This is a genomic window from Streptomyces sp. NPDC002698, assembly GCF_042888945.1.
In the GTDB taxonomy this organism is placed as follows: Bacteria; Actinomycetota; Actinomycetes; order Streptomycetales; family Streptomycetaceae; genus Streptomyces.
Map to the genome: position 1 here is coordinate 1 of NZ_JBIAQM010000048.1, position 25,221 is coordinate 25,221.

Sequence of the window (25,221 nt, forward strand, 5' to 3'; positions counted from 1 at the left end):
GAACTCGGCCTGGACGAGGCCCCCGCCGCCTACGAGCACTTCGACGCCCGTGACGAGGGCTGGATCAAGGTGGTCCTGCACCCGAACGGACACGGGAACGGCCACAAGCGGTAGGCGACCCGGGGCCGCCGTCCCGCCCGCCCTCCGGCCGCGGCTGGGGACAATCGCCCGCGCTCCGGTCGGACCTGAACCAACGGCGATTGCCGCGCTCCGGCCCGGTAGGACGGACGGCGGACGCTCAGCAGTGTCCGCGGTGGCTGCACCCCGTCCAGCGGCTGCGGCCGCCGGCCTGTTCGCGGGGCGGGTGGGAGGCTTCCCTGCCCGACGGCTGCCGCACCTCAACCAGGCCGATGCGACCCGGCAGGGTGTTCCGGCTAGGCTCACACCCGTGACGTGGCTGCGGGCCTTCGGAGAGGTCGTGCGATCCGGGCTCACGATCGAGGAGACGCGGCTGGAGCCCCTGCTCGCGCTGCGCACGGCCGCTGGGATGGCGATCGTCGTCGGGCCGGCGCTGTGGCTCGTCTCCCCTGCGTATGCCGCGTCCGCCGCCCTCGGCGCCTACTCCGCGGGTGGGGCCACCTTCCAGCGCACCTGGCGTCCACGCAAGGTGATCGCGCTCGGCGCGGGCGCGGGTCTGGCGCTCAGCACCTTCGTGGGCTACCTGGCGGCGGGGCGACTCGTGACGTTCCTCCCGCTGCTGGCCGTATGGGCCTTCGCCGCGGGGATGGCGTGGGCCGTCGGATCGACCGCTGGGATCGTCGCGGCGACGACGGTCGGCAGCATGCTGGTGACCATCACCCTGCCCACGAGCGTCGGGCGAGCCCTGGAGCACGCCGGGGTCATCGCGCTCGGGGGCGTGGTGCAGGCCGTGCTGATCTTGCTGTTCCCGATCCGTCGTTGGGGGGCGCATCGGGACGCGCTCGCCGACGCCCTGGCCGCAGTGGCGGACTACGCCCGCCGGCTGCGGCACGACCCGACCGCCCCGTTCGACCCGGAGCCGTTGATGACGGCCCGGGACGCGGCCGCCGTGACGCCATCACAGGCCCGCACCCGTCCCCCCGTCCTGCACGGCCCCCGGGGACTCGCCGAGCGTATTCGGCCGGTCGTCGCCGCGCTCGCCGACCCGGACGTCGGCGCCCCGGCGGAGGGACCCGGGCGGGACCGCGCGCGAGAGTTGCTCGACGCGGCCGCCGACGTCCTGGATGCCGCCGCCCGTTCGATCCGCCGCGGCGCTCCCGCCGAGGTGCCGCCCGGGAGCACGGCCGTCCTGCGTGTCGACGAGGAGTACGAGGCACTGGAGGGGCCCGCGCGGCAGGCGGCCGAGCGGCTCGTGGAACTGCTCGGCGAGGCGTTGGAGATCGCCGGGAGCGGCGGCGTGCGCGGGAGGACGCCCACGCCGCCCGGCCCTGCCGGCGCCCAGTTCCTGGTGCGCCCGACAATGCTCCGGCTGGTCCCGGTCGTCGTCCGGGCGATCCGCCGTGAGCTCCGGCGGGACTCTCCCGTGTTCCGGCACGCCGTCCGCCTGGCGGCAGTGGCCACGCTCGGCTATCTGATCGCCGCCCGGCTGCCCCTGGGCCACAGTTACTGGGCGCCCATCGCCTCGGTGATGGTGATGCGGCCGGACTTCCACCAGACGTACGCGCGCGCGGTGGCCCGTCTCGCCGGCACCCTGGCGGGGGTCGCACTCGCCACCGGGATGGTGCGGGCCCTGGGCCCGGACGCCCATGTGTTCGGCGCGCTGGCGGTGGTCTCGGCGGGTTTGTCGTACACGCTGATCCGTACCGGCTACGCCTACTCCCAGTGCTTCACTGCCGCATACGTCGTCTTCCTGCTCGGCATGGGCGGCCAGGCGTGGGAGCAGACGGTCCCGGAGCGGGTGGTGCTCACCCTGCTCGGCGGGGCCATGGCGATGCTGGCGTACGTGGTGTTCCCCGCATGGGAGACACCCCGGCTGCCGGGCCGGCTTGCGGACTGGCTCGCCGCCAACGGCCGCTACGCGGCCGCGGTGCTCCGCAGCTACGCCGAACCGACCCGGGAGCATCACGCCGACATGCGCAGGGCACTGCTGGCGAGCAGGGAAGCGTATGCCGCCTGGCAGGAGGCGTACGACCGGGCAAGGCAGGAACCGGTCCGCCCCAGGGGTCTGACGTCGCGCGAGGCGCAGGAGGCGCAGGAGGCGCTCAAGGGGTTCGGCCGGGCGGCGATGCTCATGGAGAGCCACGTCCCGCGGGCCGACAGCCGTTTCGTCCCCGAGGCGGAGCGGTTCACCGAGGCCCTGGAGACGGACACCGCGAAGGCGGCAGTCGCCGTGCGCGAGCACAGAAATCCGGACTGGGGACGCGTGGAGGAGGCGCTCCACGCGTGGGAGGACGCCGCCGGCTATGGGAGCCCGGTCGTGCGGCGCGAGGCGGAGCTGCAAAAACGGGCCTTGGAAGACCTCGCGACAGCGGTGAGCCGCACACCCCTGGAACGGGACGTCGGCTCTGCTCGCGAGGAGCAGCGGGTGCGGGCTGCCGTGGCGGCGGAAGGTGACGGATCAGGCACCGCGCACCGGGGTGGGTGACGAAGTCGGCCATGGGGAGCGCCGCGCCTCCTGGGGGCGGCAAGTAGTCTCCCGGCTGCGTCGGGCGTCGCTACACGTACGCCGCTGTCGCCATCACGAGGATTCAGCCCGGCCAGGGTGCTGCGGCGGTGATGCCGTTTCAGCGGTGGGGCGAGCGGTTGTCGGCGGTGGTTCCTCAATCGACGGGAAGGACGGCGAGCCGCGTGTGACCGAACCGCTCTTCAGCGCGAGGGACCGCGGGCGCGAGTGATGGTCGAGTTGCGGCAGCAGGCGGGTCGGTGTGCCCCGAGCAGCGGGACGGGTCGCGCGGGCCTTCGGTGAGCTCGCCTTGGCACTGGACCCGCGGGACGTCGAACATGCGGTTGCCGTAGCCGACCTCCTCACGTGTACGGGTGCGCGCAACGGTCGGCTTGGCACAGTCGCCGCACTTGAGCAGCCCTTGAAGACGGGCCCCGTGCCGTGGGCGAGTTCTCGGGCCCGGTACGAGCCTTCCGAGCGCAAGTCAGGGATCACGCCTTGCGTCCGCATGGGGCGCCAGGTCAGCAAACGGAGTCTCTGCTGCGACGCATGCTGACCTTTTGCTGACCTCGGGCGAGCCGACAGGGCACTGAACTGCACAAACGCCCAAATTCTAGATCTTGGACTTGAACATGGTGCACAGCACTTTGGACCCCTGGAAGACGGCTCCCTGCCCGCTTTTTGCAGGTCAAAGGCGTCCCGCACTGTACATCGACACGCCTTGAACTCGAAGACTTCCAGGAACATCGTGCGCTGCTGCGACCAGGCACCCCGCCTGCGCATTTCTGCGCCGACCAGGCTGCCGCGGGACCACCGACTCAGCCATATACGAAGAACCGTGCGGGACTAATGCTGAGCGGACGCCGACTTACCTGACATCTCGTCAGGCGAGTTGGGATCAGCAGCACACGGTCCGCCCGGAGTCGGTTCGCCCCCTGCCCGTAGACGAGTGCGAGCTTGGAGCGGGACCGAGAGGTGGACTCACTCGGTGTCGCCGCGGTGAGCAGGCGTGCTGGGGCCGTCCCAAGCGTCGGTATCACCTGGGCTCAGGGCCATGGTCGAGAAGAGAAGGCGCGGACCGGCACTCTCGGTAGCGTGACCATCTGCTGTATGGAGTGTCCATGCACCTGGCCGGTCCGACGGCTTCCGACGGAAAGTGATGAGGCTGCAATGAGTGAACTGACGAAGCCCGAGGTCGACGTTCCAGAGGGTGACGCTCCTACCGAGCTGACCATCCGGGACCTGGCCGTCGGGGACGGAGCCGAGGTCAAGCCGGGCATGGTGGTCAGGGTCCACTATGTCGGAGTGACTTTCGAGTCCGGGAAGGAGTTCGATGCCTCCTGGGACCGGGACCAGCCGTTCAAGTTCACCCTGGGCAGCGGCAAGGTCATCAAGGGCTGGGACCGGGGAGTGAGGGGGATGAAGGTCGGCGGCCGACGCGAGATCATCGTGCCCCCACGCCTCGGATACGGCAATCAGTCGCCCTCACCGTTGATCCCGCCGGGCTCGACCCTGGTCTTCGTGGTGGACCTGCTGGACTCGTATTCCAGCACAACCGGGTGGAGCAACGCCTAGTGCCGGATTCCTCTTCGGCTGGGTATATGTCCTGGTGGCGGGGTGGTTGCGGGTGCTCGGGGGCGGGTTCTGGGCGATGGTTTCATGGGCACGACCGGAGCGTGACGAGGACGAGCGGGCCGTCGTGCGCCGCCTGTCGCGGGCACGGAAGGCGCCTCGGGATGTGGTGATGCGAGCCCGGATGATCGAGCTGAGCTGGTCGGGGCTGCGGGTGCCGGCGATCGCGGTGGAGCTGGGCTGCAGCCAGAAGACGGTCCGCTGCCGACTGCACCGCTTCACTGGATGCGGTCGAAGAACCCGGACCTCGTCCCAAAAAGACAAGGATCATCGGCCTCTACACCCACCTGCCCGCCGGTGCGACGGTGATCTGCGCCGACGAGCCGGAACCGGTGATCCCCCGGACCTGGCTCGAGGACCATCCCCGCATCCACCACGCCTTCATCCCCGTCGGCGCGTGCCGGCTCAACCTCCAGGAAGGCTGGTGGCGCATCTTCCGCAAAGCCGCCCTCGCCGACCGCTCCTTCGCCAACCCCGACGGATCGGGCGAGGCGCAGTTGGCACAGCCCGGGCCACGCCCACGTGGACGGCCTCACCACGAGGTCAGTCGGTACGAGGTCAGTCGGTGGGTACGACCGTGATGACGACGTTGCCGATCTTCTGCCCGGTCTCGACGTACCGGTAGGCGTCGGCGATCCGCTCCAACGGGTACCGCCGGTCGACGACCGGCCTGAACTCCCCGGCCTCGATCAGGTCGCGGAAGTACCGCACCATCTCCTGGTTCTGGATGGGGAAGGCGAACTTCACCTTCCTGCCCCGGGACAGGGACGTGAGGAGCGGCAGGAGCAGGTTCTGCCCCCAGGGGCCCAGCTCCGAGGACATGTACACCCCGTCGGGTCTCAACAGCCGCTTGCAGCGGCCGAACGTGCTCTTGCCGACGGCGTCCAGCACCGCGTCGTAACGCTCGCTGTCCCTGGTGAAGTCCTGGACCGTGTAGTCGACGGCCCGGTCCGCGCCCAGGCCTTTCACCAGTTCCAGGTGCGCCGTCGCGCACACCGCGGTCACGGTGGCCCCGCGCTGCTTCAGCAGTTGCACCGCGGCCGAGCCGATGGCACCGGTCGCGCCGTGGACGAGGACGGTGTGCCCGGCGCCGATGCCCGCCTTCGTGATGAACGACAGCGCGTAGTGCGAGCCCTCGGTGCCGGGAGCGGCCTCCTCGAAGGTCGCGCCGGCCGGCATGGTCGCGATGGCACCGTCGTGCGGAACCGACAGGTATTCGGCGTGGGTTCCGAACGCGCCTTCGTTGTACCCGAACACCCGGTCGCCGACCGCGAAGGAGGTGACGCCGCCGCCGACCGCTTCCACCACCCCCGCGTACTCGGTCCCGAGCACGGTGAGCCGCGGCCGGGCGAGGCCGGTGAGCGCGCGCATGAAGAAGGGCCTGGCCGCCCGGTAGGCACAGTCCGTCCGGTTGACCGTCGTCGCGTGCACCCTGACCAGAACGTCCCGGTCCCCGATCGAGGGTTTGTCCACCTCGGCGATCCGGACCACGTCCGGCGGACCGTACAGGCTGCGCACCGCTGCCTTCATGGGCAAAGCCTAACGACGAAGCCCCCGTTCCGCACCGGACGGTTCGCAACACGATGCCCCTGACGGGCACTTGAACCTCCGAGAGCGGGAGCTTCCACCATGGCGGCGGAGCGCGGCCGGGCGATCGGGTCCGGTCGCGGAGGGCGACGTGCCGAGGGGAGTGCGATGACCGTGTTCATTCCGGTCCTGGGAGCCGCCGACCGGAGGGCGGAACGCGTGGCCCGCGTCGTCCACCTGGCCGCGGGCATGCCGCAGGACGGAGTCCCCGCCCTGGCGGCCGTGCCCGACCAGTCGCTGCGCGAGCACATAGGACGGGCCGGGCCGCGGGCGGAACTCACGCCCCCCGGACTCCCGTACGGCGTGGCAGCGCTGAGGCAGCACCGACGGCGTGCACGACGCCGAACTGGACCGGCTCACCGCCCTCGCCTCACCCCAGCCGCCGGGCCCCCTGCTCCAGCCGCTGCGGCTGACCGGCGCGGCGGCCGCGCTCCCGGCCACCGGGGTGCTCTGCACCGCGGGCGGCGTGGGCATCGACCTACTGCAGATGCGGGTCGGGTTCGGCGATCCCGCCCTGCAGGCACTCGCCGACCCCCGGGTGACGTTCTTCGAACTCCCCACCGGTCAGTGGCCGATGCTGTCCTGCACGGCGTATCCGCCGGTGAGGACCAGAGGGCAGGGGAGCCGAGGTCGAGGATGTCGGCGAGGAGACGCTCGTGGAGCGGAGTGAGCTTCACGCGGCGGTCGCGCAGAGGGCCGCTCCTGCCGGCCATTGAACTCCGGCTGCCCAATGACATGTCATTCGCGTTTTCCCTCGTCCGTGTCGGTGGAGCATGCCTCAAGGCAAACCGTTCTCCCCTTCATCCGGCGATCCGGCCGCCAAGGCATCGACCAGCGCGACGGCCTCACGGCGACTCAGCAGTTCATGGAAGCGCTCGTTGCGGAAGGTCCGCAGGCATGCGTAACAACTGCTCTCCGGGCCGCACTCGCAGGTGTCCACGCGGGCAAGCGCGGCCTCGACGACTGGTGCGAGATGCTCTCCGATCCGGATCACGTTTCCCGCGCCGCCCGGCATGGTGTCGAAGAGCAGGGCGTGGACGTCGAAACGGAGACGCTCCGGTGGTGCCGAGAGGACGGTGAGCGGGTCGAGGTGAACCTGAAGCCCAAGCGGGTCTTTTCCTGTCGGCTTCCACGGCGCTCGGTCTGTCGGCTTTCGCGGCGCTCGGTGACCTGGCGTCCCGGGCCTACTACGACAAGAAGATCGCCCAGGGCAGGCACCACACCCAGGCTTGCTCCGCCTCGTGAGACGCAGGGCCGACCCCTCTTCGTGATGCTCCGTGACGGAACCTTCCACGAACCCCAACCTGCCAGGTCAGGCTGAATTGCCGAGAGCCCGCCGTGCTTCGGTCCACAGCCGCTCGAACTCCTCCGCGGAGATCTCGGCAGCCTCGGGCTGGTCCTGCCAACCGTCCATGGGACCTTCGGCGAGAACGCCGAACTGCCGTTCATAGCGAAACATCGCCGCGAGATCGTCATGATCACGCAAGTGCAGCACCTCTTCCAGAGAGGCCGCCTTCACTGGCCTCGAGTCCTGCCCCCGGACCTCGACCTGTCGCGCTGCCCAGCCTTCGTCATCGGCCTCGAAATACAGCCACAGATCTTCGTCCTCGTAGTAGGTCCGGAACCAGGTCGTCATGCCGCCATCCTGACCCACGGCCTTGACCAAAGAGACAGGGGCACCCCCCACCCTTCCAGACGTCCCCGGCCTCCGGCCGAGTCCGTTGACGACCAGACCGGTTGTTCATGTAGGCGCCCGTCACCGAGCGCAGTGACACCCTGGCATCGCTGCGGCAGACCGGAGTCGCGCCGCAACGCCCTTCCAGGGTGAGGGGCCGCTTGTCGAGTTCTCCGGAGTCGATCAGGCGGGCGGTACGGCGTGTGAGCGGCGCGGCCCGCGGAAACACCCGGCAGTCGGTGTGCGCCGCCCGGCCGAGAATCCACCGTACGCCCGGACCTCCGCGCGTACGGCGCCCGCAAGAGGCCGTGCGATACCCGTACAGCGCCCGCGAAACCCCGCACACTCCCTTCCCGGCCACTTCAAGATCGACACATGGAATTTTCCTGTGTCCGCCGCCCGGAGGGAAAGTGCGTCTCGATTCGGACATGCCGCACCAAAAAAAGTTCCTCATTCACCTATTGGCGTTTCGATGATGTGTGAAGGGAGTGAACGGGACGCCACCATCAAGGAATTGCTCCGAATCCCGGCACCCCTTCCCGAATCCGCGGTTGACCGAATCAATGCGCCCGGGCACCGTCCCACTGGTTCAACATTGACCAGCCAGTAACAACAGGGCTACCTTTCAACGCGTTTCGAGCAGGCTCAATAAAACGGTGTTCCCGGGTCGCCGCAGGTCCCGATGGAATCCGACGCGCCGCCATCGTTGTCGTACCGCATCCCCCACCATGCAGTCTCAGCTTGATTCGGAGAATCATGACGTCTGCTGTGCGTTCCGAGGACATGATCATCGGCATCACCCCGTTCGGCGAACCCGACGCCCGGCTCGCCGCGGCGGTGTGCCGGGCCGGCGGGCTCGGCGTTCTCGACCTGGGCGACGGGGACCGAAGATCCCGTGACGCGCTGGAACGCCTGCACCGCCTGGCACCGGGCCCGTTCGGGGTGCGGATCGGCGCCCGCTGCCGGCTGGACCCCGCCGACCTCGTGGCGGGGACCGGTGACGCCGGGCGGCCGGGCACGGTGGTCCTCGCGGTCGACGCGCCGTGGCAGGCCGGCGACCTGGCCGCCGACCACCGTGTACTGGTGGAGGTCACGGACCTCGATGAGGCGCGGGCCGCGGTGCTCGCCGGGGCGTACGGGCTGATCGCCCGCGGCAGCGAATGCGGCGGCCGGGTCGGGGAGTTGAGCACCTTCGTCCTGCTCCAGCGGCTGCTCGCCGCGCCCGACGTGCCGCTCCCGGTCTGGGCCTGTGGCGGAATCGGCCCCCGGACGGCGGCCGCCGCGATGGCCGGCGGGGCGGCCGGAGTGGTGCTGGACAGCCAGCTCGCGCTGCTGGCCGAGTCCTCCCTGCCGGAGGCGGCCGCGGCACAACTGCGGCCCCTGGACGGTTCGGAGACGACGGTGCTGGCGGGTCACCGGGTACTGCTCCGGCGGGGCCCGGACGCGCCGCGCATCGCCGGGACCGACCCGGAGACGGTGGCGGCGGCACTGGGCGCGCAGGATCCGCGTACCCAGTTGCTGCCGGTGGGTCAGGACGGCTTCCTCGCCGCCCGGTTCGCACGGCGCTGGGGGGATGTGCGTCGGACGGTGCGCGCGCTGACGGACGCGGTGCGCGACGTCGTACGCGACGACACGGCCGCCGGAGCACTGGGCACGGACTCCCCGATGAGCCGGGCGCTCGGCACCCGGCTGCCCGTCGCGCAGGGACCGATGACCCGGGTCAGCGACCGCGCCGAGTTCGCGGCGGCGGTCGCCGAGGACGGCGCGCTGCCGTTCCTCGCGCTGGCGCTGGCGGACGGCGCGCGCACCCGGGCGATGCTGACCGGGACCCGGGCCGCCGTGGCCGGACGGCCCTGGGGCGTCGGCGTGCTCGGCTTCGCGCCGGAGGAGTTACGTGCCGCCCAGTTGGAGGCGGTACGGGAGCTACGGCCGACGCACGCCGTCATCGCGGGCGGACGGCCTTCCCAGGCGCGGGCGCTGGAGCGGGACGGGATCCGCACCTTCCTGCACGTGCCCTCGCCGGGGCTGCTGCGGCAGTTCCTGGAAGCCGGGGCCCGCCGGTTCGTGTTCGAGGGTTCCGAGTGCGGCGGGCACGTCGGTCCGCGCGGCAGTTTCCCGCTCTGGGAGGCGCAACTCGCGGTCCTGGAGGACTTCCTGGACGACGCGGCCGGCCAGAGCGGCGGGAACAGCAGAGGCGGCGAGGACGGCAGCGGGGATGCGGGCGACGGGAACGGCGGGGACACGGCGGAGGCGCTGGAGGTGTTCTTCGCCGGCGGTGTCCACGACGAGCGCTCGGCGGCGATGGTCGCCGCGCTCGCGGCCCCGCTGACCTCGCGCGGGGCCGCCGTAGGGGTCCTCATGGGCACCGCGTACCTGTTCACCGAGGAGGCGGTCGCGCGCGGCGCGATCCAGCCGCTCTTCCAGCGCCAGGTACGGGCCGCCGAGCGGACCACGCTCCTGGAGACCGCGCCCGGCCACGCCACCCGCTGCCTGCCGAGCTCGTTCACCGAGGGGTACCGCGAGCACGAGGGCCGGCTGCGGTCCGCGGGCGTGGCCGACCGGCGGATCTGGGAGGAACTGGAGCAGCTCAACATCGGACGGCTGCGCCTCGCGAGCAAGGGCGTGGAACGGGACGACGGCGGGGCGCTCAGGTCGGTCGACGAGGCGCGCCAGTTCACCGACGGCATGTTCATGGCCGGGGAGGTGGCCGTACTGCGCTCGGCCACCACCACCGTCGCGGCGCTGCACGAGTCGGTGACCTCCGGGGCCGCCGGCTTCCTCACGCGGCGGGCGGCGGAGCTGCGCGACCGGCTGGGCGAGCGGCCGGGCGGGTCCCGGACCCGGGAGCCGGTGGCGCCCCCTCCGTTGGACATCGCGGTCGTCGGGATGGCCTGTATGTTCCCGCAGGCGCCCGACCTCCCCGCCTTCTGGGCGAACGTCGTCGGCGGCCGGGACGCGGTCGGTGAGGTCCCGCCCGAGCGCTGGGACCCGGCCGTGCACTACGGGCAGGGCGGCGACGGAGCCGCCCCCTCCAACGGGGGCGTCCCCTCCAGCGGTGCCGTCCCCTCCAAGTGGGGCGGCTTCCTGCCCCGTATCCCCTTCGACCCGCTGCGCTACGGCATCCCGCCGGCGTCGCTCGGCAGCATCGAGCCGGTCCAGCTGCTGTCCCTGGAGGCCGCCCGGCGCGCCCTGGAGGACGCCGGATACGGCGACGGGGGAAGGGAGTTCGACCGTTCCCGCACCTCGGTGGTGTTCGGCGCGGAGGCGGGCAGCGACCTGTCCAACGCGGCCACCCTGCGCGCCGTGCTCCCCTCGTACCACGGGCGCGTCCCCGATGGCCTCGACGGCCAGTTGCCCCGGCTGACCGAGGACTCCTTCCCCGGCATGCTCGCCAATGTGATCTCCGGCCGGATCGCCAACCGGCTGGACCTCGGCGGCGCCAACTTCACCGTCGACGCCGCCTGCGCCTCCTCGCTGGCCGCGGTGGACGTCGCCTGCAAGGAACTCGTCGGCGGCACCAGCGATGTGGTGCTGTGCGGCGGCGCCGACCTGCACAACGGCATCAACGACTACGTCCTGTTCTCCTCGGTGCACGCGCTCTCCCCCACCGGCCGCTCCCGCTCCTTCGACGGCTCGGCGGACGGCATCGCGCTCGGCGAGGGCGTCGCCTGTGTCGTCCTGAAGCGGCTCGCGGACGCCGAACGGGACGGCGACCGGATCTACGGCGTGATCAAGGGCCTCGGCAGTTCCAGCGACGGCCGCTCACTGGGCCTGACCGCGCCCCGGCCCGAGGGGCAGCGCTCGGCGCTGGAGCGGGCCTACCGCAACGCGGGTGTGTCACCGGCCGACGTCGGTCTCGTCGAGGCGCACGGCACCGGGACCGTGGTCGGCGACCGCACCGAACTGACCGTCCTGGGCGAGGTGTTCGGCGAGGCAGGGGCCAAGCCGGGCAGCTGTGCGCTCGGTTCGGTCAAGTCGCAGATAGGACACACCAAGTGTGCCGCCGGGCTGGCCGGGTTGATCAAGGCGACCCTGGCGCTGTACACCGGCGTCCGGCCGCCCACCTTGCATCTGGAGCACCCCAACGCCGCCTGGGACGAGGAGAGCAGCCCGTTCGTCTTCCACACCCGGGCCCGGCCCTGGGCGGCTCCGGCCCCGCAACGTCTCGCCGGTGTCAGCGCGTTCGGCTTCGGCGGCACCAACTTCCATGTGGTGCTCGGCGCGTACGCGGACGGCGCGGCACCGGCACAGGCGCTGGACGAATGGCCCGCCGAACTGTTCGTGTTCCGGGGCCGGGACACGGCGGCGGCGCTCCGGGCCGTCGAGGAACTGCTCGGGGCCGCCGAGGCCGACGGCCGGCCGTGGCGGCTGCGCGACCTGGCGCTGAGCGCGGCCCGCCGGGCCGATGCCTGTCCGGATCCGGCGCGGGTGGCGGTCGTGGCCGCGGACGTGGACGAACTGACCGGGCGGCTGCGGCAGGTGCTGGCCGGGGAGCACGATCCGGCGCACGGCGTCCATCTCGCCCAGGGCCCGGCCGAGGGCAAGGTCGCCGGGGGCAAGGTCGCCTTCCTCTTTCCCGGTCAGGGCAGCCAGCGCCCCGGAATGCTCGCCGACCTGTTCGTCGCCTTCCCCGAACTGCGTCACTACCTCGAACTCGGCGCCGACCACGCCGGCCGGCTGTACCCGCCCGCCGCCTTCGACGACGGCGCACGCGACCGGCAGCGGGCGGCGCTCACCGACACCCGGGCCGCACAGCCCGCGCTCGGCATCACCGGACTCGCCGCCCACGCCCTGCTCACCACGGCCGGGGTGCGGCCCGACATGGCCGCCGGGCACAGTTACGGCGAACTGGTCGCCCTGAGCGCGGCGGGCGCCCTGAGCCCCGAGACGCTTCTCGCGCTCAGCTCCGAACGGGCGGCGGCCATCCTCGCGGCCTCCGGGGCGGACCGCGGAGCGGACCCGGGGACCATGGCCGCGGTCACGGCCGGCGCCGCGGAGGTCGCGGGGGCTCTTCGGGCCGTGGAGGCCCCGGCCGCCGTGGTCGTCGCCAACCGCAACGCGCCCCGTCAGACGGTGATATCCGGCTCGGTCGACGACGTCACGGACGCCGTACGTCTGCTGCGCGAGGCCGGGTACGACGCCCGGCGCATCCCCGTGGCCTGCGCCTTCCACAGCCCTCTGGTCGCCGGTGCGGGCGCCCGGTTCGCCGAGGCGCTCGCGGCCCGTCCGGTGCGCGCGCCGGAGTTCCCGGTGTGGGCCAACCGCACCGCGACGCCGTACGCCGCCGACCCGGACGCGGTACGGGCCGAACTCGCCGCGCAGATCGGCGCCCCGGTCGGGTTCGTCGAACAGATCGAGGCGATGTACGAGGCGGGCGCGCGGATCTTCGTCGAGGCCGGCCCCGGATCCGTGCTGACCGGGCTGGTCGGACAGATCCTCGGCGACCGGCCGCACCGGACGGTCGCCTGTGAGCCGCGCCCGGACAGCGGCCTGCGCGGCTGGCTGGACGCCCTGGCCCGACTGGCCGTCGCCGGGCTGCCGGTGCGCACCGGCTGGCTGCTGCGGGGCCGCGACGCCGTCGACGCGGTGCGCACGCCGGTGCCGAAGCGGCCCGGCTGGACGGTCGACGGACAGTTGGTGCGCACCGCCGCCGGAGACCTCCTTCCCGGTGCGCTCGCACCGGCCCGACGAGTCGTGGAGACGACTGTGCCGACGAACCCCCCGCACGCGGTCCCGTCCGACCGGGACGGCCGCCACGGCATGCACGCCGGCAACGGCAGCAACGGCAGCAACGGCAGCAACGGCCCGTACTACCAGGAACGCCAGGACGCCCAGGACGCGCTGATCTCCGAATTCCTGCGCACCAGCCGCGAGATGGTCGCCGCCCAGCGTGACGTGCTGATGACCTACCTCGGAGCGGTGGCCGGGGAACGGACGGCCGCGCCACCCGCGCCCGTCGCCCCGCCGGCACCGCGGGACACGACGGCGGCCGTGTCCGAGGTGGAGCCGCCGATGTCACCACCACTCCGGGCCACAGGGCCGTCGGCCGACCAGACGCCCGCCACCGGGTCGGCACCGGTTCAGGACACCGACGTCCAGCGGGTGGTCCTGGAGATCATCAGCGAGCGGACCGGTTATCCCCTCGACATGATCGAGCCCGATCTCGACCTGGAGGCCGACCTCAGCATCGACTCCATCAAGCGGGCCGAGATAGCCGGCGAACTGGCCCGGCGTCTCGGTGCCGGGGACGGCGCCGACCTCACCGTTCTCGACGACGCCGAGTTGGAGGATCTCGCGAAGGCACGGACGGCCGCCGCGGTGACCGACTGGCTGACCGCGCGGCTCTCCGGCCCCGCCGAGCCGTCCGTGCTTCCCGCCGAGGACGCCGAGACGATCCCGGCGGCCGACACGGCCGAGGCCTCCGCGGCCACCGCGTCGGTTGAGGCGTTCGAGACGTCGGAGGCGTCCGGGACGGTCGAGGCCGTGCGAGCGGCGAACAGCGACGCGGTGGACAGCCATGCAGTGAACGGCGATGTAGTGGACGGCGATGCGGTGGCCGCCGCGACGGTGAGCGGCGAGGCGCCCAAGCGGTACCTGCTGCGGCCGGTGTCCCTCGGGCAGGAGGACGGCACCGCGGATCCGGCGGCCGTCCTGTCCGGGACGCGGTGGGCCGTCCTCGGCGACGCCCCCGAGATCGGCGCCCGGCTCGCCTCGTACGGCGCCGACGTCGTCGTACGCGACCGGGAGCATCTGCTCACTCCGGACGACGGCCGGGTGGACGGGGTCCTGTACCTCGTCACGGGTGGCGGGCCGGTGCTGCCGGACGCGTTCCCCGTCCTGAAGGCCGCCCTCGCCGTGGAACCGCGTCGGCTGCTGGCCATGCGGGCCGCAGACAGGGACACGCCGAACACGGCGGCCGCGGGGCTGCGCGGCTTCTTCCGCACCGTGGCGCGCGAGTACCCGTCGACGGTCGCGCGGACGGTGGAGGTGGTGACCACGTCGGCCGTGGCGGGCACGTCGGCCGTCGCGGACACGCTGACCGTCGCGGACACGCTGACCGTCGCGGACGGGCTGCTGCTCGCGGACGCTCTGGTCGACGAGCTGTGCGCGTCCGGCCTCGCCCCGGTCGTCCTGCGCCGGCCGGAGGGCCGGTTCGGCCTGGAGCTCGTCGAGTCACCGCTGGGGATCCTCGGCGGCACCGGCGCGGGCCCGGCCGGTACCGGTGCGGCCGAAGCCGCCGCGCTCGGCCTGGACCGGGACGCGGTGGTCCTGCTGGCCGGCGGGGCACGCGGCATCACCGCGCAGTGCGCCGCGGCCATCGCCGCCGCCGGCCGGTGCCGGCTCGAACTGCTCGGCAGGACGCCCGCACCGGACGGCCCGGAGGACCCGGACACGGTCGCCGCCCGTACCCCGGCCGAACTGCGCGCGGCGCTCGCCGCCCGCGGCGGGACGAGACCGGCGGCGATCAACCAGGCCGCCGAACTCCTCCTCGCGCAGCGGGAGATCACCACGACGCTGACGGAGCTCAGGGCGCTCGGAAGCGAAGTCCGCTACCGCTGCGTCGACTTCCGCGAGCCGGAGGCGGTGCTCCAGGCGGTGAAGGACATCCACGCCGAGCACGGCCGCCTCGACGGTGTCGTCTACGCGGCCGGGGTGATCGAGGACCGGATCATCGCCGAGAAGACCCCCGAGTCCTTCCAGCGGGTCTACGGCACGAAGGCGACCGGCGCCGACGCCCTGCTCACCGCGCTGGAGGAACTGCCCGACGGACCGGCGTTCACCGTGCTGTTCGGCAGCGTCTCCGGCGTCCTCGGCAACCGGGGCCAGGCGGACTACGCGGCGGCCAACGACGCGCTCCAGACCCTCGGCTCGGCCTGGGCCGCCCGCACCGGGCACCGGGCGCTGACCGTGCACTGGGGGCCCTGGGCGCCCGCCGCCCGGCACGGCGGCATGGTCGGACCGGAGCTGGCCCGCGCCTACGGGCGGCGGGGCATCGGCCTGATCGACCCCGAGGAAGGCACCGCGGCCCTGCTGCGTGAACTCGCCTGGGGCGACCCGTCGGCCACCGCCGTCGTCTACACCGCCTCGGGCTGGTGAGGGGTTCGGTGGCGGGTCCCGCGGCAGACACGGCAGATGCGGCAGACGCGGCGAGGGACCGGACGGCGGGTGCGGCGGGAGAGCCGGTGACGCGGCGGCAGGTTCCGGTCGCCATCGTCGGCATGGCGGTGCTGATGCCGGGGGCCCGGGATCTGGAGGCGTACTGGCTCAACCTGCGGGACGGCGTGGACGCGATCGGAGAGGTGCCGCGGGGGCGTTGGGACGCCGACTACTACCGCCCCGGCACCGCGTCCGCGCCGGCCGTCGCCGACCAGGTGTACTGCCGCAGGGGCGGGTTCGTGGACACGCCGGCCGAGGTGGAGGTGACCCGGTTCGGGATCATGCCGAACTCGGTGGCCGGTACCGAGCCCGACCAGCTCATCGCGCTGCACGTGGCCGCCGCGGCCCTCGCGGACGCGGGCGGCCCGGACCGGCTTCCCGACCGGCGGCGCGTCGGTGTCGTTCTCGGCCGGGGCGGCTACCTCACCCCGGGCCTGGTCCGGCTCGACCAGCGGGTGCGCACGGCCGGGCAACTGGTGCGCACCCTGGGCGAGTTGTTACCGGAGTTGACGGACAGTCAATTACATCGTGTACGAACGGCGTTCACCGACCGGCTCGGCCCCGACAGCCCCGAGTCGGCGATCGGTCTGGTGCCCAACCTGGCCGCCTCCCGGGTGGCCAACCGGCTCGACCTGCGCGGCCCCGCCTACACCGTGGACGCCGCCTGTGCCTCGTCGCTGGTCGCGGTCGACCAGGCGGTGGGCGAACTCTCCTCGCAGCGCTGCGACCTGATGCTCGCCGGAGGCGTCCACCACTGCCACGACATCACCTTGTGGAGCGTCTTCTCCCAACTGCGCGCCCTCTCCCCCAGCGAGCGCATCCGCCCCTTCCACCGGGACGCCGACGGCCTCCTGGTCGGCGAGGGCACCGGGGTCGTCGTACTGAAGCGGCTGGCCGACGCCCGGCGCGACGGCGACCGGATCTACGCGGTGATCCGGGGCACCGGGGTGGCGAGCGACGGCCGGGCCGCCGGCCTGGTCTCCCCCGATCCCGGCGGTCAGGCGAGTGCCGTGCGGCAGGCATGGCTCGCCGCCGGACTCGACCCGGCCGCGCCCGGCTCGGTCGGCCTGCTGGAGGCGCACGGCACCGCGACCCCGGCGGGCGACGCGGCCGAACTGGCCACGCTCGGCGCGGTGTTCGGACCGGCCGGAGGATCCGGCGGAGAGCGCGCGGTGATCGGCTCGGTGAAGTCGATGATCGGGCACACCATGCCCGCCGCCGGGGTGGCCGGACTGGTCAAGGCCGCCCTCGCGGTGCACCACGCGACGCTGCTGCCGACCCTGCACTGCGACGACCCGCATCCGGCGCTGGCCGCGACCCGCTTCCGTACGCTGGAGAAGGCCGTCCCCTGGGAGGTCTCGCCCGGTCACCCGGTGCGCCGGGCCGCCGTGAACGCCTTCGGTTTCGGCGGGATCAACGCGCACGTGGTGCTGGAGGAGGCACCGGCGCAGGTCACGACGGCGCCCGCCCCGACAACCGGGCGCGCGGCCGCGCGGGTCGTCGAGCCCGAGCGGGTCCTGCTGCTCGCCGCGGACGGTCCGGAACCGCTCGCCGCCCTGCTGGACACCGACGACGGCGCGGTACGCGCCGCCGGACTCGACCCCGCGCTTCCCCATCCGGCCGCGGGCCGGGCCCGGCTCGGCATCGTCGACCCGACCGCGAAACGGCTGGCCCTGGCCCGCCGGGCGGTCGGCCGGGGCCGCGCCTGGCACGGCCGGGGCGACGTCTGGTTCCGGCCCGGCCCCCTGCTCGGTCCCGGGCACGGCAAGCTCGTCTTCGTCTTCCCCGGTCTGGAGAGCGAGTTCTCCGCGCGCGTCGACGACGTGGCCGCGCACTTCGGACTGCCCCGGGCGGCGCCCGCCGGCGACCCCGTCGGCGACGTGGGCCGGCACGGCCTCGGCGTGGTGGCCGTCGGACGCCTGCTCGACGCGGCGCTGCGTCGCCTGGGTGTCGTGCCGGACGCGGTCGCCGGGCACAGCGTCGGCGAGTGGACCGCGATGACGGTGGCCGGGCTGTACTCCGGGGACGAGGTCGACGCCTTCATGGCGGGCTTCGATCCGGACACGGTGACGGTGCCGGGTCTCGCGTTCGGCGCCGTCGGCGCGCCCGCGGAGCGTGTACTGGCCGCCCTGGAAAAGGAGTTCACGGGTGCCGGCCTGGTGCTCTCCCACGACAACGCTCCGGGCCAGTCGATGGTGTGCGGGCCGGACGGCGCGGTCGAGGAGTTCGTCCGGTCGTTCCGGGCCCGCGGTGTGCTCGGCCAGGTGCTGCCGTTCCGGTCCGGCTTCCACACGCCGATGCTGGCGCCCTACCTCGGGCCGATCAGACAGGCGGCGCAGCGGTTCCGGCTGCATCCGGCGACCGTCCCGGTGTGGTCGGGGACGACCGCGGCGCCGTTCCCCGACCGGGAGGCGGAGGTACGTGACCTGTTCGTCCGGCACCTGCTGGAACCCGTGCGCTTCCGGCAGTTGACCGAGGCCCTGTACGCGGCGGGGCACCGGGCCTTCGTCCAGGTGGGCCCCGGGCAGCTCGGGTCGCTCGTGGGCGACACCCTCGGCGACCGCGACCATCTGACCGTGGCCGCCAACTCCCCCCACCGCACCGGCCTCGCCCAGTTGCGCCGGGTGGCGGCCGCGCTGTGGACGGCGGGGGCGGCCGTCGCCCCCGCCCTGCCCACCGGGCCCCGTACGAACACCCCTTCAGGCGCCGGATCCGGATCCGGCGCCGCTTCAGGAGCCGAAGTCGGATCCGGATCCGGATCCGCCGACGGCGGCGCGCTGTCGGCGCGGCCCCCCGTGCGACTCGACCTGGACGGCGCGCTGATCTCGCTGGACGGCGCGGAACTGGCCGACCTGCGCGCCGAGTTGGGAGCGGCCGTCTCCGCTCCGGGCGCCCCCACCGGGTACGCGCCGGGTGCGCTGCGTGGGCTCACCGACCGGTTCCCCGGCGCCGCCGAACTGGACGCCCTGCTGCGGGACACCGCGGACACGGCGGCGGCGCTCATCACCGCGCGGCCCGCCCGCCGGCCGACCGCCACGCCCCCTCCCCCCGACCCCACCGCCGTCCCCGTCCCCGCGCCCGCCTCTGTCCCCGTCTCCATGCCAGCCTCTGTCCCCGTCCCCGTGCCGGCTTCCGGACCCGGCGCCGAGACGCAGACGGCGGGCGGCGACGCGGCGACGGGTGCCCTCGTACGAACATCGGTCGTCCGTGTCTCTCCGGAGACCATGCCGTACCTGCTCGACCACTGTTTCTTCCCCCAGCGGGCCGGCTGGCCGGACGTGGCCGACCGCTGGCCGGTCGTCCCGGCGACCACGATCGTGCACCACCTGATGGACGCGGGCCGGCGGGCGGCGCCGGGCAAGGTGCCGGTCGCGGTGCACGGCGCCCGGTTCGAGGAGTGGCTGACGGCCACCCCCGCCGTCGACGTACGGGTCGCGGCGGAGCCCGTGGCACCGGACCGCCTGGCCGTGTCCTTCGGTCCCCGGGCCCGCGCCACCGTCGAACTCGCCACCGGCTACCCGGCCCCGCCGCCCGCCCGTTGGCGGACCGACCCCGCGAGCGAACGCGCGCCCCTCCACACCGCGGCGCAACTGTACGGCGAGCGCTGGATGTTCCACGGCCCGGCGTTCCAGGGAGTCACCGAACTCACCGCGCTCGGCGAGCGGCACATCCGCGGGATCATCACCACCCCGGCGGCGCCCGGCGCCCTGCTGGACAACGTCGGCCAGATCCTCGGCTACTGGATCATGGCGACCCGCTCCGAGCGGACGGTCGTGTTCCCGGTCGGGATGCGGGAGATGCGCTTCCACGGCCCGCACCCCGCCCCGGGGACGAAGGTGGCGTGTCTGGTGCGGATCACCTCGCTCACCGACACCGTGCTGGAGGCCGACGTACAGCTCTCGGTGGCGGGCGCGGTGTGGGCGGAGCTGCGCGGCTGGCAGGACCGCCGGTTCGACAACGATCCGCACACCCGGCCGGTGGAGCGCTTCCCCGAGCGCAACACCCTGTCCGAGGCCCGTCCGGGCGGCTGGTCACTGGTGCACGAACGGTGGCCGGATCTGGCGTCGCGCGACCTGATCATGCGCAACTCGCTCGGCGGACAAGAGCGTTCGGAGTACGCCGGGCACGCACCGCGCGGCCGGCGGCAGTGGCTGCTGGGCCGGATCGCGGTCAAGGACGCCGTACGGCGATGGCTGTGGGACCACGGCGAGGGCCCGGTGTTCCCCGCGGAGCTGCGGGTGAGCAACGACAGCATGGGCCGCCCGTACGTCACCGGGGTGCACGGCCGGGAACTGCCCCCGCTGGACGTCTCCCTCGCCCACCGCGCCGAGGCGGGCGTGGCGATCGTACGGCCGCACACGCCCGCTCCCGGTCCCGGCATCGACATCGAGGAGGTCACGGCCCGCGACCCCCAGACGATGGCGACGGCGCTCGGCCCGGACGAACTGCGGCTGTTGCGCACGCTGTGCGCCACCGGCGGCAGCGGCAGCGGCAGCGGCAGCGGCAGCGGCAGCGGCAGCGAGGCACTGTGGTTCACCCGGTTCTGGGCCGCCAAGGAGGCGGTCGCCAAGGCGGAGGGCACCGGCTTCGGCGGCCGGCCGCGCGACTTCGCCGTGCTGGAGGCGACACCGGCCGGGGACGAGCTGATCGTCTCGGGGCGCCTGGAACGCGCCTACGCGGTGCGGTGCGCACCCGCCGCGAACCCGCCCGGACCGACCGAACGGGCCTATGTCGTGGCCTGGACCACGGGACCGATCGGACCGACGGGACACCCCCACGAGGAGGAGTACGCCCCATGAAAGCCACCCCCCACCCCGCGGACGCCACCCCCCGCCCTGCCGACGCGGACCTGGTCCTCGCCGACATCGCCGGACTGCTCGCCCGGCTCCTGGAGGACGAGTACGGCCTCGACGACGTCGAGATCGGCATGGCGACCACGTTCAACCGCGATCTGGAACTGGAGAGCATCGACCTGGTGACGCTGTCGGGGCTGCTGGAGGAGCGGTACGGCGGGCGGGTCAACTTCGCCGAGTTCCTGGCCGGGATGGAGTTCGACGAGATCATCGGGCTCACCGTGGGGCAGCTCGTCGCCTACGTCGTGACCAGCCTGAAGGCGGCGGAGGCGAGCTGACGCATGGCGATGGTCGACACCGGTGGACTCCGGTTGCACGTACAGCGGATCGGCCCCCGGGACGGCCGGGCGGCCACCGCGACCGCGGTACTGGTCCACGGTCTGCTCACCGACAGCCTGGCCAGCTACTACTTCACCGTGGCGCCCGCCTTCGCGGCGGCCGGCCTCGACGTCGTCATGTACGACCTGCGGGGCCACGGCCGCAGCGAACGCCCGCCCGACGGCTACACCCTGGACCACAACATCGACGACCTCAGGGCACTCCTTGACCGGCTGGCGGTGACCGGACCGGTGCACCTGGTCGGCAACTCCTACGGCGGGACGATCGCCTTCGGCTTCGCGGCCCGCCACCCGGAGCGTGCGGCCAGCGTGTCCCTGATCGAGTCCGAACCGGCCACCGCCGCCTGGGCGTCGAAGCTCGGCGGCATCCTCGACCGGGTGGTGGCCCAACTGGCGCACAACGAGCTCGAAGCCCTCGCGTGGATCACGGCGAACCGTGGCCACAACACGGCCCGGCTGGCCCGGGGCGCGGCCCGGCTCGCCCGGGACACCACCCTCGGGCAGGACATCCCGGCCAGCGGCGTCCTGACGGACGATCAGATCGCCGCGATGCGCCGTCCCGTGCTCGGCGTGTACGGGGGCGACTCCGACCTCGCCGAACTCGCGCCCTGGTTGGGGTCGTTGCTGCCGGACTGCCGGACGGTGGTGATCCCGGGGCACGAGCACTCGGTTCTGGTGGAGGCTGCCGGAACCGTGGGCGGTCACATCCTGGCTCTGATCCAGGGGACTTCGGCGGCCCGGAGCGTGGGGGCCGAGGCCCGGTGAGCGGATTCCTGTTCGTGGTACCGCCGTTGGTCGGGCACATCAACCCGGCCGTCGGGGTCGCCGACCTGCTGCTCGCGCGCGGGCACCGGGTGGCGTGGGCCTGCGCCGACCCCGGTCTCGTGGGACGCCTCGCGGGTGACCGGGCCCCGGTGTTCCCGTGCGCCGGGCCGGTACCGGGGGTGGGCGAGGCGCGGCGGCCTCCCGACCTGCGGGGGCCGGAGGCGCTGAAGTTCCTGTGGGAGTGGTATCTGCTGCCGCTGGCCGAGGCCATGGCGCCGGGGGTGCGGGCGGCGGTGGAGACGTTCCGTCCGGACGTGGTCGTCGCCGACCAGCAGGCGTTCTCGGGTGGGCTGGTCGCCGAGCGGGCGGGGCTGCCGTGGGCCACCTCGGCGACCACCTCGGCCGAGTTCGCCGACCCGCTGGCCGGGCTGCCGAGGGTCACGGAGTGGCTGGCGGAGCGCCTGGCGGACCTGCGTAGGTCCGTCGGGGATCCGGCGGGCGACGCAGACCCACGGTTCTCACCGCACCTGGTGCTGGCGTTCAGTACGGTGGAACTGGCCGGTCCGACGGCCGCCGCGCGGGGCGGCCCGATCCGCTGGGTCGGCCCCTCGATCACGGCCAGACCGGCCGCGGCCGACTTCCCCTGGGACTGGCTCGACCCCGGTCGGGCCACGGTGCTGGTGACCCTCGGCACCGCGAACGCGGACGCCGGCGGGCGCTTCCTCGCCGTCTGCCGGGAGGCCCTGCGCGCACGGGCCGACCGGGTGCAGGGGGTCGTCGTCGACCCGAGGAACACTCTGGGCACGTCCCGTCTGCGCTCCCTGGGCGCGGACGCCGCCTCGTCACGGGACGGCATCCCGTCCCCGGACGGCACCAGGGCTCCGTACGGCGCTCAGCCCTCGCCCGGCCACGACAAGGACCTGCTGGTCCTGCCCGCTGTACCCCAACTCGCCCTCCTCGAAAGGGTCGACGCCGTGGTCTGCCATGCCGGTCACAACACCGTGTGCGAGGCGCTGTGGCACGGGGTTCCGCTCGTGGTGGCGCCCATCCGCGACGACCAGCCGGTGGTGGCCGGGCAGGTGGTGGACGCGGGGGCGGGCGTCCGGGTCAGGTTCGGCCGGGTGACCGCCGCCCGGTTGGGCGCCGCGCTCGACGCCGTACTGCACGAAGCCGGGCACCGCGCGGCCGCCGAGCGGATCGGTACGGCGTTCCGCGCGGCCGGCGGTGCAACGGCGGCGGCGGACAGCCTCGAACAACTCGCCTGGGAGTACCGATGAGTGAGCAGACGGATCGACCGACCGGGCAAGCCGCAAAGCAGCCGCCCCGGCACGACACCGGGGAGCCGGACGGACAGGACGCCGGGGAACCGGCCATGCAGGGCACCAGAGCACCGGCAGGACACGACACCAGGGAACCGGCCGGACAGGCCCCCGAGCAGCCGGCCAGGCAGGACGTCAAGGAACCGGTCAGGGAGCCCAGCCGTGCCGAGCGGGTGGCCGGGCTGCGCCCCGGCTACCTGGCCGATCTGGCCGAGGGCACGGGCCGCTTCTTCGAGCCGCCGCGCACCACCTGCCCCTGGTGCGGCTCCGGTCGGCTGACCACCCGTCTGCGTACCACCGACCTGCTCCAGCACAAGCCGGGCCGGTTCGTCCTCGACCGGTGCGGCGCCTGCGGGCACGTCTTCCAGAACCCCCGGCTGAGCGAGGCCGGGCTGGAGTTCTACTACCGCGACTTCTACGACGGGCTCGGCGAGAAGAGACTCGGCGACACCTTCGGCGGCCGCGCCGGGATGTACCGCGACCGCGCCGGGTCGATACTGCCGTACGACTCCGTCCCCAAGACCTGGCTCGACGTCGGCACCGGGCACGGCCACTTCTGCGCGACCGCCCGCGAGGTGCTGCCCGGCACGGCGTTCGACGGTCTCGACTTCACGGACGGCGTCGAACTCGCCGCCCGCGAGGGCCGGGTGGAGCACGGCTACCGCGGCGCCTTCCCCGACCTGGCACCGGAACTCGCCGCCCGCTACGACGTGGTGAGCATGTTCCATTACCTGGAGCACAGCACCGACCCCGACCGTGAACTGAGGGCCGCGTGGCAGGCGGTGCGGCCCGGCGGCCATCTGCTCATCGAGGTCCCGGACCCCGAGAGCCGCTACGCCCGGCTGCTGGGCCGCTGGTGGCTGCCCTGGCTCCAGCCGCAGCACCTGCACTTCGTGCCGGTCGCCAATCTGCGCCACCGACTGGCGGAGCTGGGGTTCACGGTGGTGGCGCAGCAGCATGCCGAGGCGCACGATCCGGTGGACCTGCTCGCCGCCGTCTGGCTGGCGCTGGACCACGCCGCTCCGCGCGAGGACGCGCCCTGGCTGCCGAGGCCGCCGGGCGCACTGCGGCGGGCCGGGCGTACGGCCCTGCTTGTCGCGGGGATCCCGGCCCTGGTCCTGGCCACGCTGCTGGACCGGTTCGCCGTCCGCCCGCTCGCGCACCGGCTCGGCGTGTCCAACGCCTACCGCCTGGTGGCCCGCCGGGACTGACCGGCGGGGGGCGGTCATCACGCGCCCGGAACCCGGCGTGGACCCGCCGGGCAAGCCGTCCCCGGGCGCCCCACCGTGACCATCGGCGCGCGGTCGCCGACCCGGCGGGGTGGTGTTCACCCGCGCGCTCGCGCTGACGAGAGCCCCGTCGGGTCCGTTCCGGCGGGGCTCTCGCACGCCTGGACACGCCGAGACGGAAACTACTTGCCATGTTGGAAAGTAGTTGCCACTCTGGCATGAGCAAGTACACGCCGTCGTACGGAAGCCGGAGAACCCATGGACACCTCAGGATCGACGGGGCCCGGCGCCGAGTCCGCCGCGGTGCTGCGCGCCGCCCGGGCCGCCGAGAACGCGGCGCGGCAGTCGGCGCGGTCGGTTCCGGCCTGGTATCCCGCCGTCCACGGCCTGCTGCTCGCCGCGGCCTTGAGCGACTTCGGCCTGGCGCCGGAGTGGCCCCGGTGGCAGGGCTGGGTCCTCGCGGCCGCACTGCTCTGCGCGGGCGCGTTCCTCATGGTGACCTGGAGGGTTCAGCGCGCCTCCGGAGTCGCACCGTGGTTCGCCCGGCGCGAGCGCGGGACCGCTTGGCACGCATGGGTCCTGCCCCTGATCCCCTTCGTCGCGGGCCTGGTGGGGGCCCTTCTCTTCGGTGGCGCCGGAGCGTTCACCGGATTCGGCGTCGTGGCCGGTGCTGTCTCCTGGACGCAGGCCGGCCGAGGACGCGCCGCTGCCCGGGAGGCGTCGTGACCGACACGGGGCCGCCGGGCCTGGACAAGGAGATCCACCACCCGACCCGGCTGACGGCGGCCGCGTTCCTCTCCGGTTGCGCCGAGGCCGAGTTCAGCGCGGTGCGGGACTACTGCGGGGTCAGCGATTCCGTACTGAGCAAGACGGTCGCCGCGCTGGAGAAGGCCGGCTACGTGAGCGTCCGCAAGGGCTACTTCGGCAAGCGGCCCCGCACCTGGCTCGCTCTCACCCTGACCGGCCGCAAGGCGCTCGCCGCACACCTGGCCGCCCTGGAGGCGCTGGCCGGAGCCGCCCGCCGGGCCGGAACCGAGGTGCCGGGCGCCGGCGGTGCCGACGGGGAGCGGGAATAGGAATACTGC

14 protein-coding genes and 2 pseudogenes are annotated in these 25,221 nt (G+C 73.4%); 13 read left to right on the forward strand and 3 right to left on the reverse strand.

The genetic code is table 11. The features are described from left to right. Positions 1 to 388 precede the first annotated feature (388 nt). The 3 genes from ACFYW9_RS37030 to ACFYW9_RS37040 all read left to right on the forward strand — a co-directional run bounded on the left by ACFYW9_RS37030 (position 389) and on the right by ACFYW9_RS37040 (position 4,794). On the forward strand, positions 389 to 2,563 hold the full coding sequence (locus tag ACFYW9_RS37030; protein ID WP_389159481.1) for an FUSC family protein: 2,175 nt from the start codon (positions 389 to 391) through the stop codon (positions 2,561 to 2,563). Between the two features lie 1,188 nt (positions 2,564 to 3,751). Further along, positions 3,752 to 4,156: an FKBP-type peptidyl-prolyl cis-trans isomerase gene (locus tag ACFYW9_RS37035; protein ID WP_389159482.1), complete on the forward strand. Its 405-nt coding sequence runs from the start codon at positions 3,752 to 3,754 to the stop codon at positions 4,154 to 4,156. Positions 4,157 to 4,518: 362 nt separating this feature from the next. Next, positions 4,519 to 4,794, forward strand: a complete 276-nt coding sequence (locus tag ACFYW9_RS37040; protein WP_389159505.1) for a hypothetical protein — start codon at positions 4,519 to 4,521, stop codon at positions 4,792 to 4,794. Here ACFYW9_RS37040 and ACFYW9_RS37045 read toward each other — a convergent pair. Beyond that, positions 4,772 to 5,743 (reverse strand): NAD(P)-dependent alcohol dehydrogenase, encoded by a 972-nt coding sequence (locus ACFYW9_RS37045; protein ID WP_389159483.1) that lies wholly within the window; start codon positions 5,741 to 5,743, stop codon positions 4,772 to 4,774. The genes ACFYW9_RS37040 and ACFYW9_RS37045 overlap by 23 nt on opposite strands. A gap of 180 nt (positions 5,744 to 5,923) precedes the next feature. Here ACFYW9_RS37045 and ACFYW9_RS37050 point away from each other — a divergent pair. Then, positions 5,924 to 6,392, forward strand: a pseudogene (locus tag ACFYW9_RS37050) (alpha/beta hydrolase); the annotation flags it as partial. Between the two features lie 186 nt (positions 6,393 to 6,578). Here the strand turns inward: ACFYW9_RS37050 and ACFYW9_RS37055 are convergent. Beyond that, complete coding sequence (locus ACFYW9_RS37055; protein ID WP_389159502.1) at positions 6,579 to 6,830, reverse strand: DUF1998 domain-containing protein; 252 nt, start codon at positions 6,828 to 6,830, stop codon at positions 6,579 to 6,581. 104 nt (positions 6,831 to 6,934) lie between these two features. Here ACFYW9_RS37055 and ACFYW9_RS37060 point away from each other — a divergent pair. Further along, positions 6,935 to 7,121, forward strand: a pseudogene (locus ACFYW9_RS37060) (IS110 family transposase); the annotation flags it as partial. Here ACFYW9_RS37060 and ACFYW9_RS37065 read toward each other — a convergent pair. Further along, on the reverse strand, positions 7,113 to 7,436 hold the full coding sequence (locus ACFYW9_RS37065; RefSeq protein WP_389159484.1) for a hypothetical protein: 324 nt from the start codon (positions 7,434 to 7,436) through the stop codon (positions 7,113 to 7,115). The pseudogene ACFYW9_RS37060 and the gene ACFYW9_RS37065 sit on opposite strands and share 9 nt — an antisense overlap. 795 nt (positions 7,437 to 8,231) lie before the next feature. On the opposite strand from ACFYW9_RS37065, the gene ACFYW9_RS37070 reads away from it, so the two are divergent. From ACFYW9_RS37070 to ACFYW9_RS37105, 8 genes are all read left to right on the forward strand, one after another. Further along, positions 8,232 to 15,572 carry an SDR family NAD(P)-dependent oxidoreductase gene (locus ACFYW9_RS37070; RefSeq protein WP_389159485.1) on the forward strand — a complete coding sequence of 2,447 codons (7,341 nt, stop codon included), beginning with the start codon at positions 8,232 to 8,234 and terminating at the stop codon, positions 15,570 to 15,572. A 122-nt stretch (positions 15,573 to 15,694) separates the two neighbouring features. Next, the gene (locus ACFYW9_RS37075; protein WP_389159503.1) at positions 15,695 to 20,431 is read left to right on the forward strand and encodes a beta-ketoacyl synthase N-terminal-like domain-containing protein; all 4,737 of its coding nucleotides are present in this window, start codon (positions 15,695 to 15,697) and stop codon (positions 20,429 to 20,431) included. After that, positions 20,428 to 20,763 carry an acyl carrier protein gene (locus ACFYW9_RS37080; protein WP_261706158.1) on the forward strand — a complete coding sequence of 112 codons (336 nt, stop codon included), beginning with the start codon at positions 20,428 to 20,430 and terminating at the stop codon, positions 20,761 to 20,763. Before ACFYW9_RS37075 ends, ACFYW9_RS37080 begins: the two co-directional genes overlap by 4 nt. Before the next feature lie 3 nt (positions 20,764 to 20,766). Continuing rightward, positions 20,767 to 21,588 carry an alpha/beta fold hydrolase gene (locus ACFYW9_RS37085; RefSeq protein WP_389159486.1) on the forward strand — a complete coding sequence of 274 codons (822 nt, stop codon included), beginning with the start codon at positions 20,767 to 20,769 and terminating at the stop codon, positions 21,586 to 21,588. Further along, positions 21,585 to 22,865, forward strand: coding sequence for a glycosyltransferase (locus ACFYW9_RS37090; RefSeq protein ID WP_389159487.1), 1,281 nt, complete (start codon positions 21,585 to 21,587; stop codon positions 22,863 to 22,865). Before ACFYW9_RS37085 ends, ACFYW9_RS37090 begins: the two co-directional genes overlap by 4 nt. Positions 22,866 to 23,080: 215 nt before the next feature. Next, positions 23,081 to 24,118 carry a class I SAM-dependent methyltransferase gene (locus ACFYW9_RS37095; protein WP_389159504.1) on the forward strand — a complete coding sequence of 346 codons (1,038 nt, stop codon included), beginning with the start codon at positions 23,081 to 23,083 and terminating at the stop codon, positions 24,116 to 24,118. Positions 24,119 to 24,394: 276 nt separating this feature from the next. Continuing rightward, positions 24,395 to 24,862 carry a hypothetical protein gene (locus ACFYW9_RS37100; RefSeq protein WP_389159488.1) on the forward strand — a complete coding sequence of 156 codons (468 nt, stop codon included), beginning with the start codon at positions 24,395 to 24,397 and terminating at the stop codon, positions 24,860 to 24,862. After that, positions 24,859 to 25,212 (forward strand): transcriptional regulator, encoded by a 354-nt coding sequence (locus ACFYW9_RS37105; protein WP_389159489.1) that lies wholly within the window; start codon positions 24,859 to 24,861, stop codon positions 25,210 to 25,212. The genes ACFYW9_RS37100 and ACFYW9_RS37105 overlap by 4 nt, the downstream gene beginning before the upstream one ends. Positions 25,213 to 25,221 lie beyond the last annotated feature (9 nt).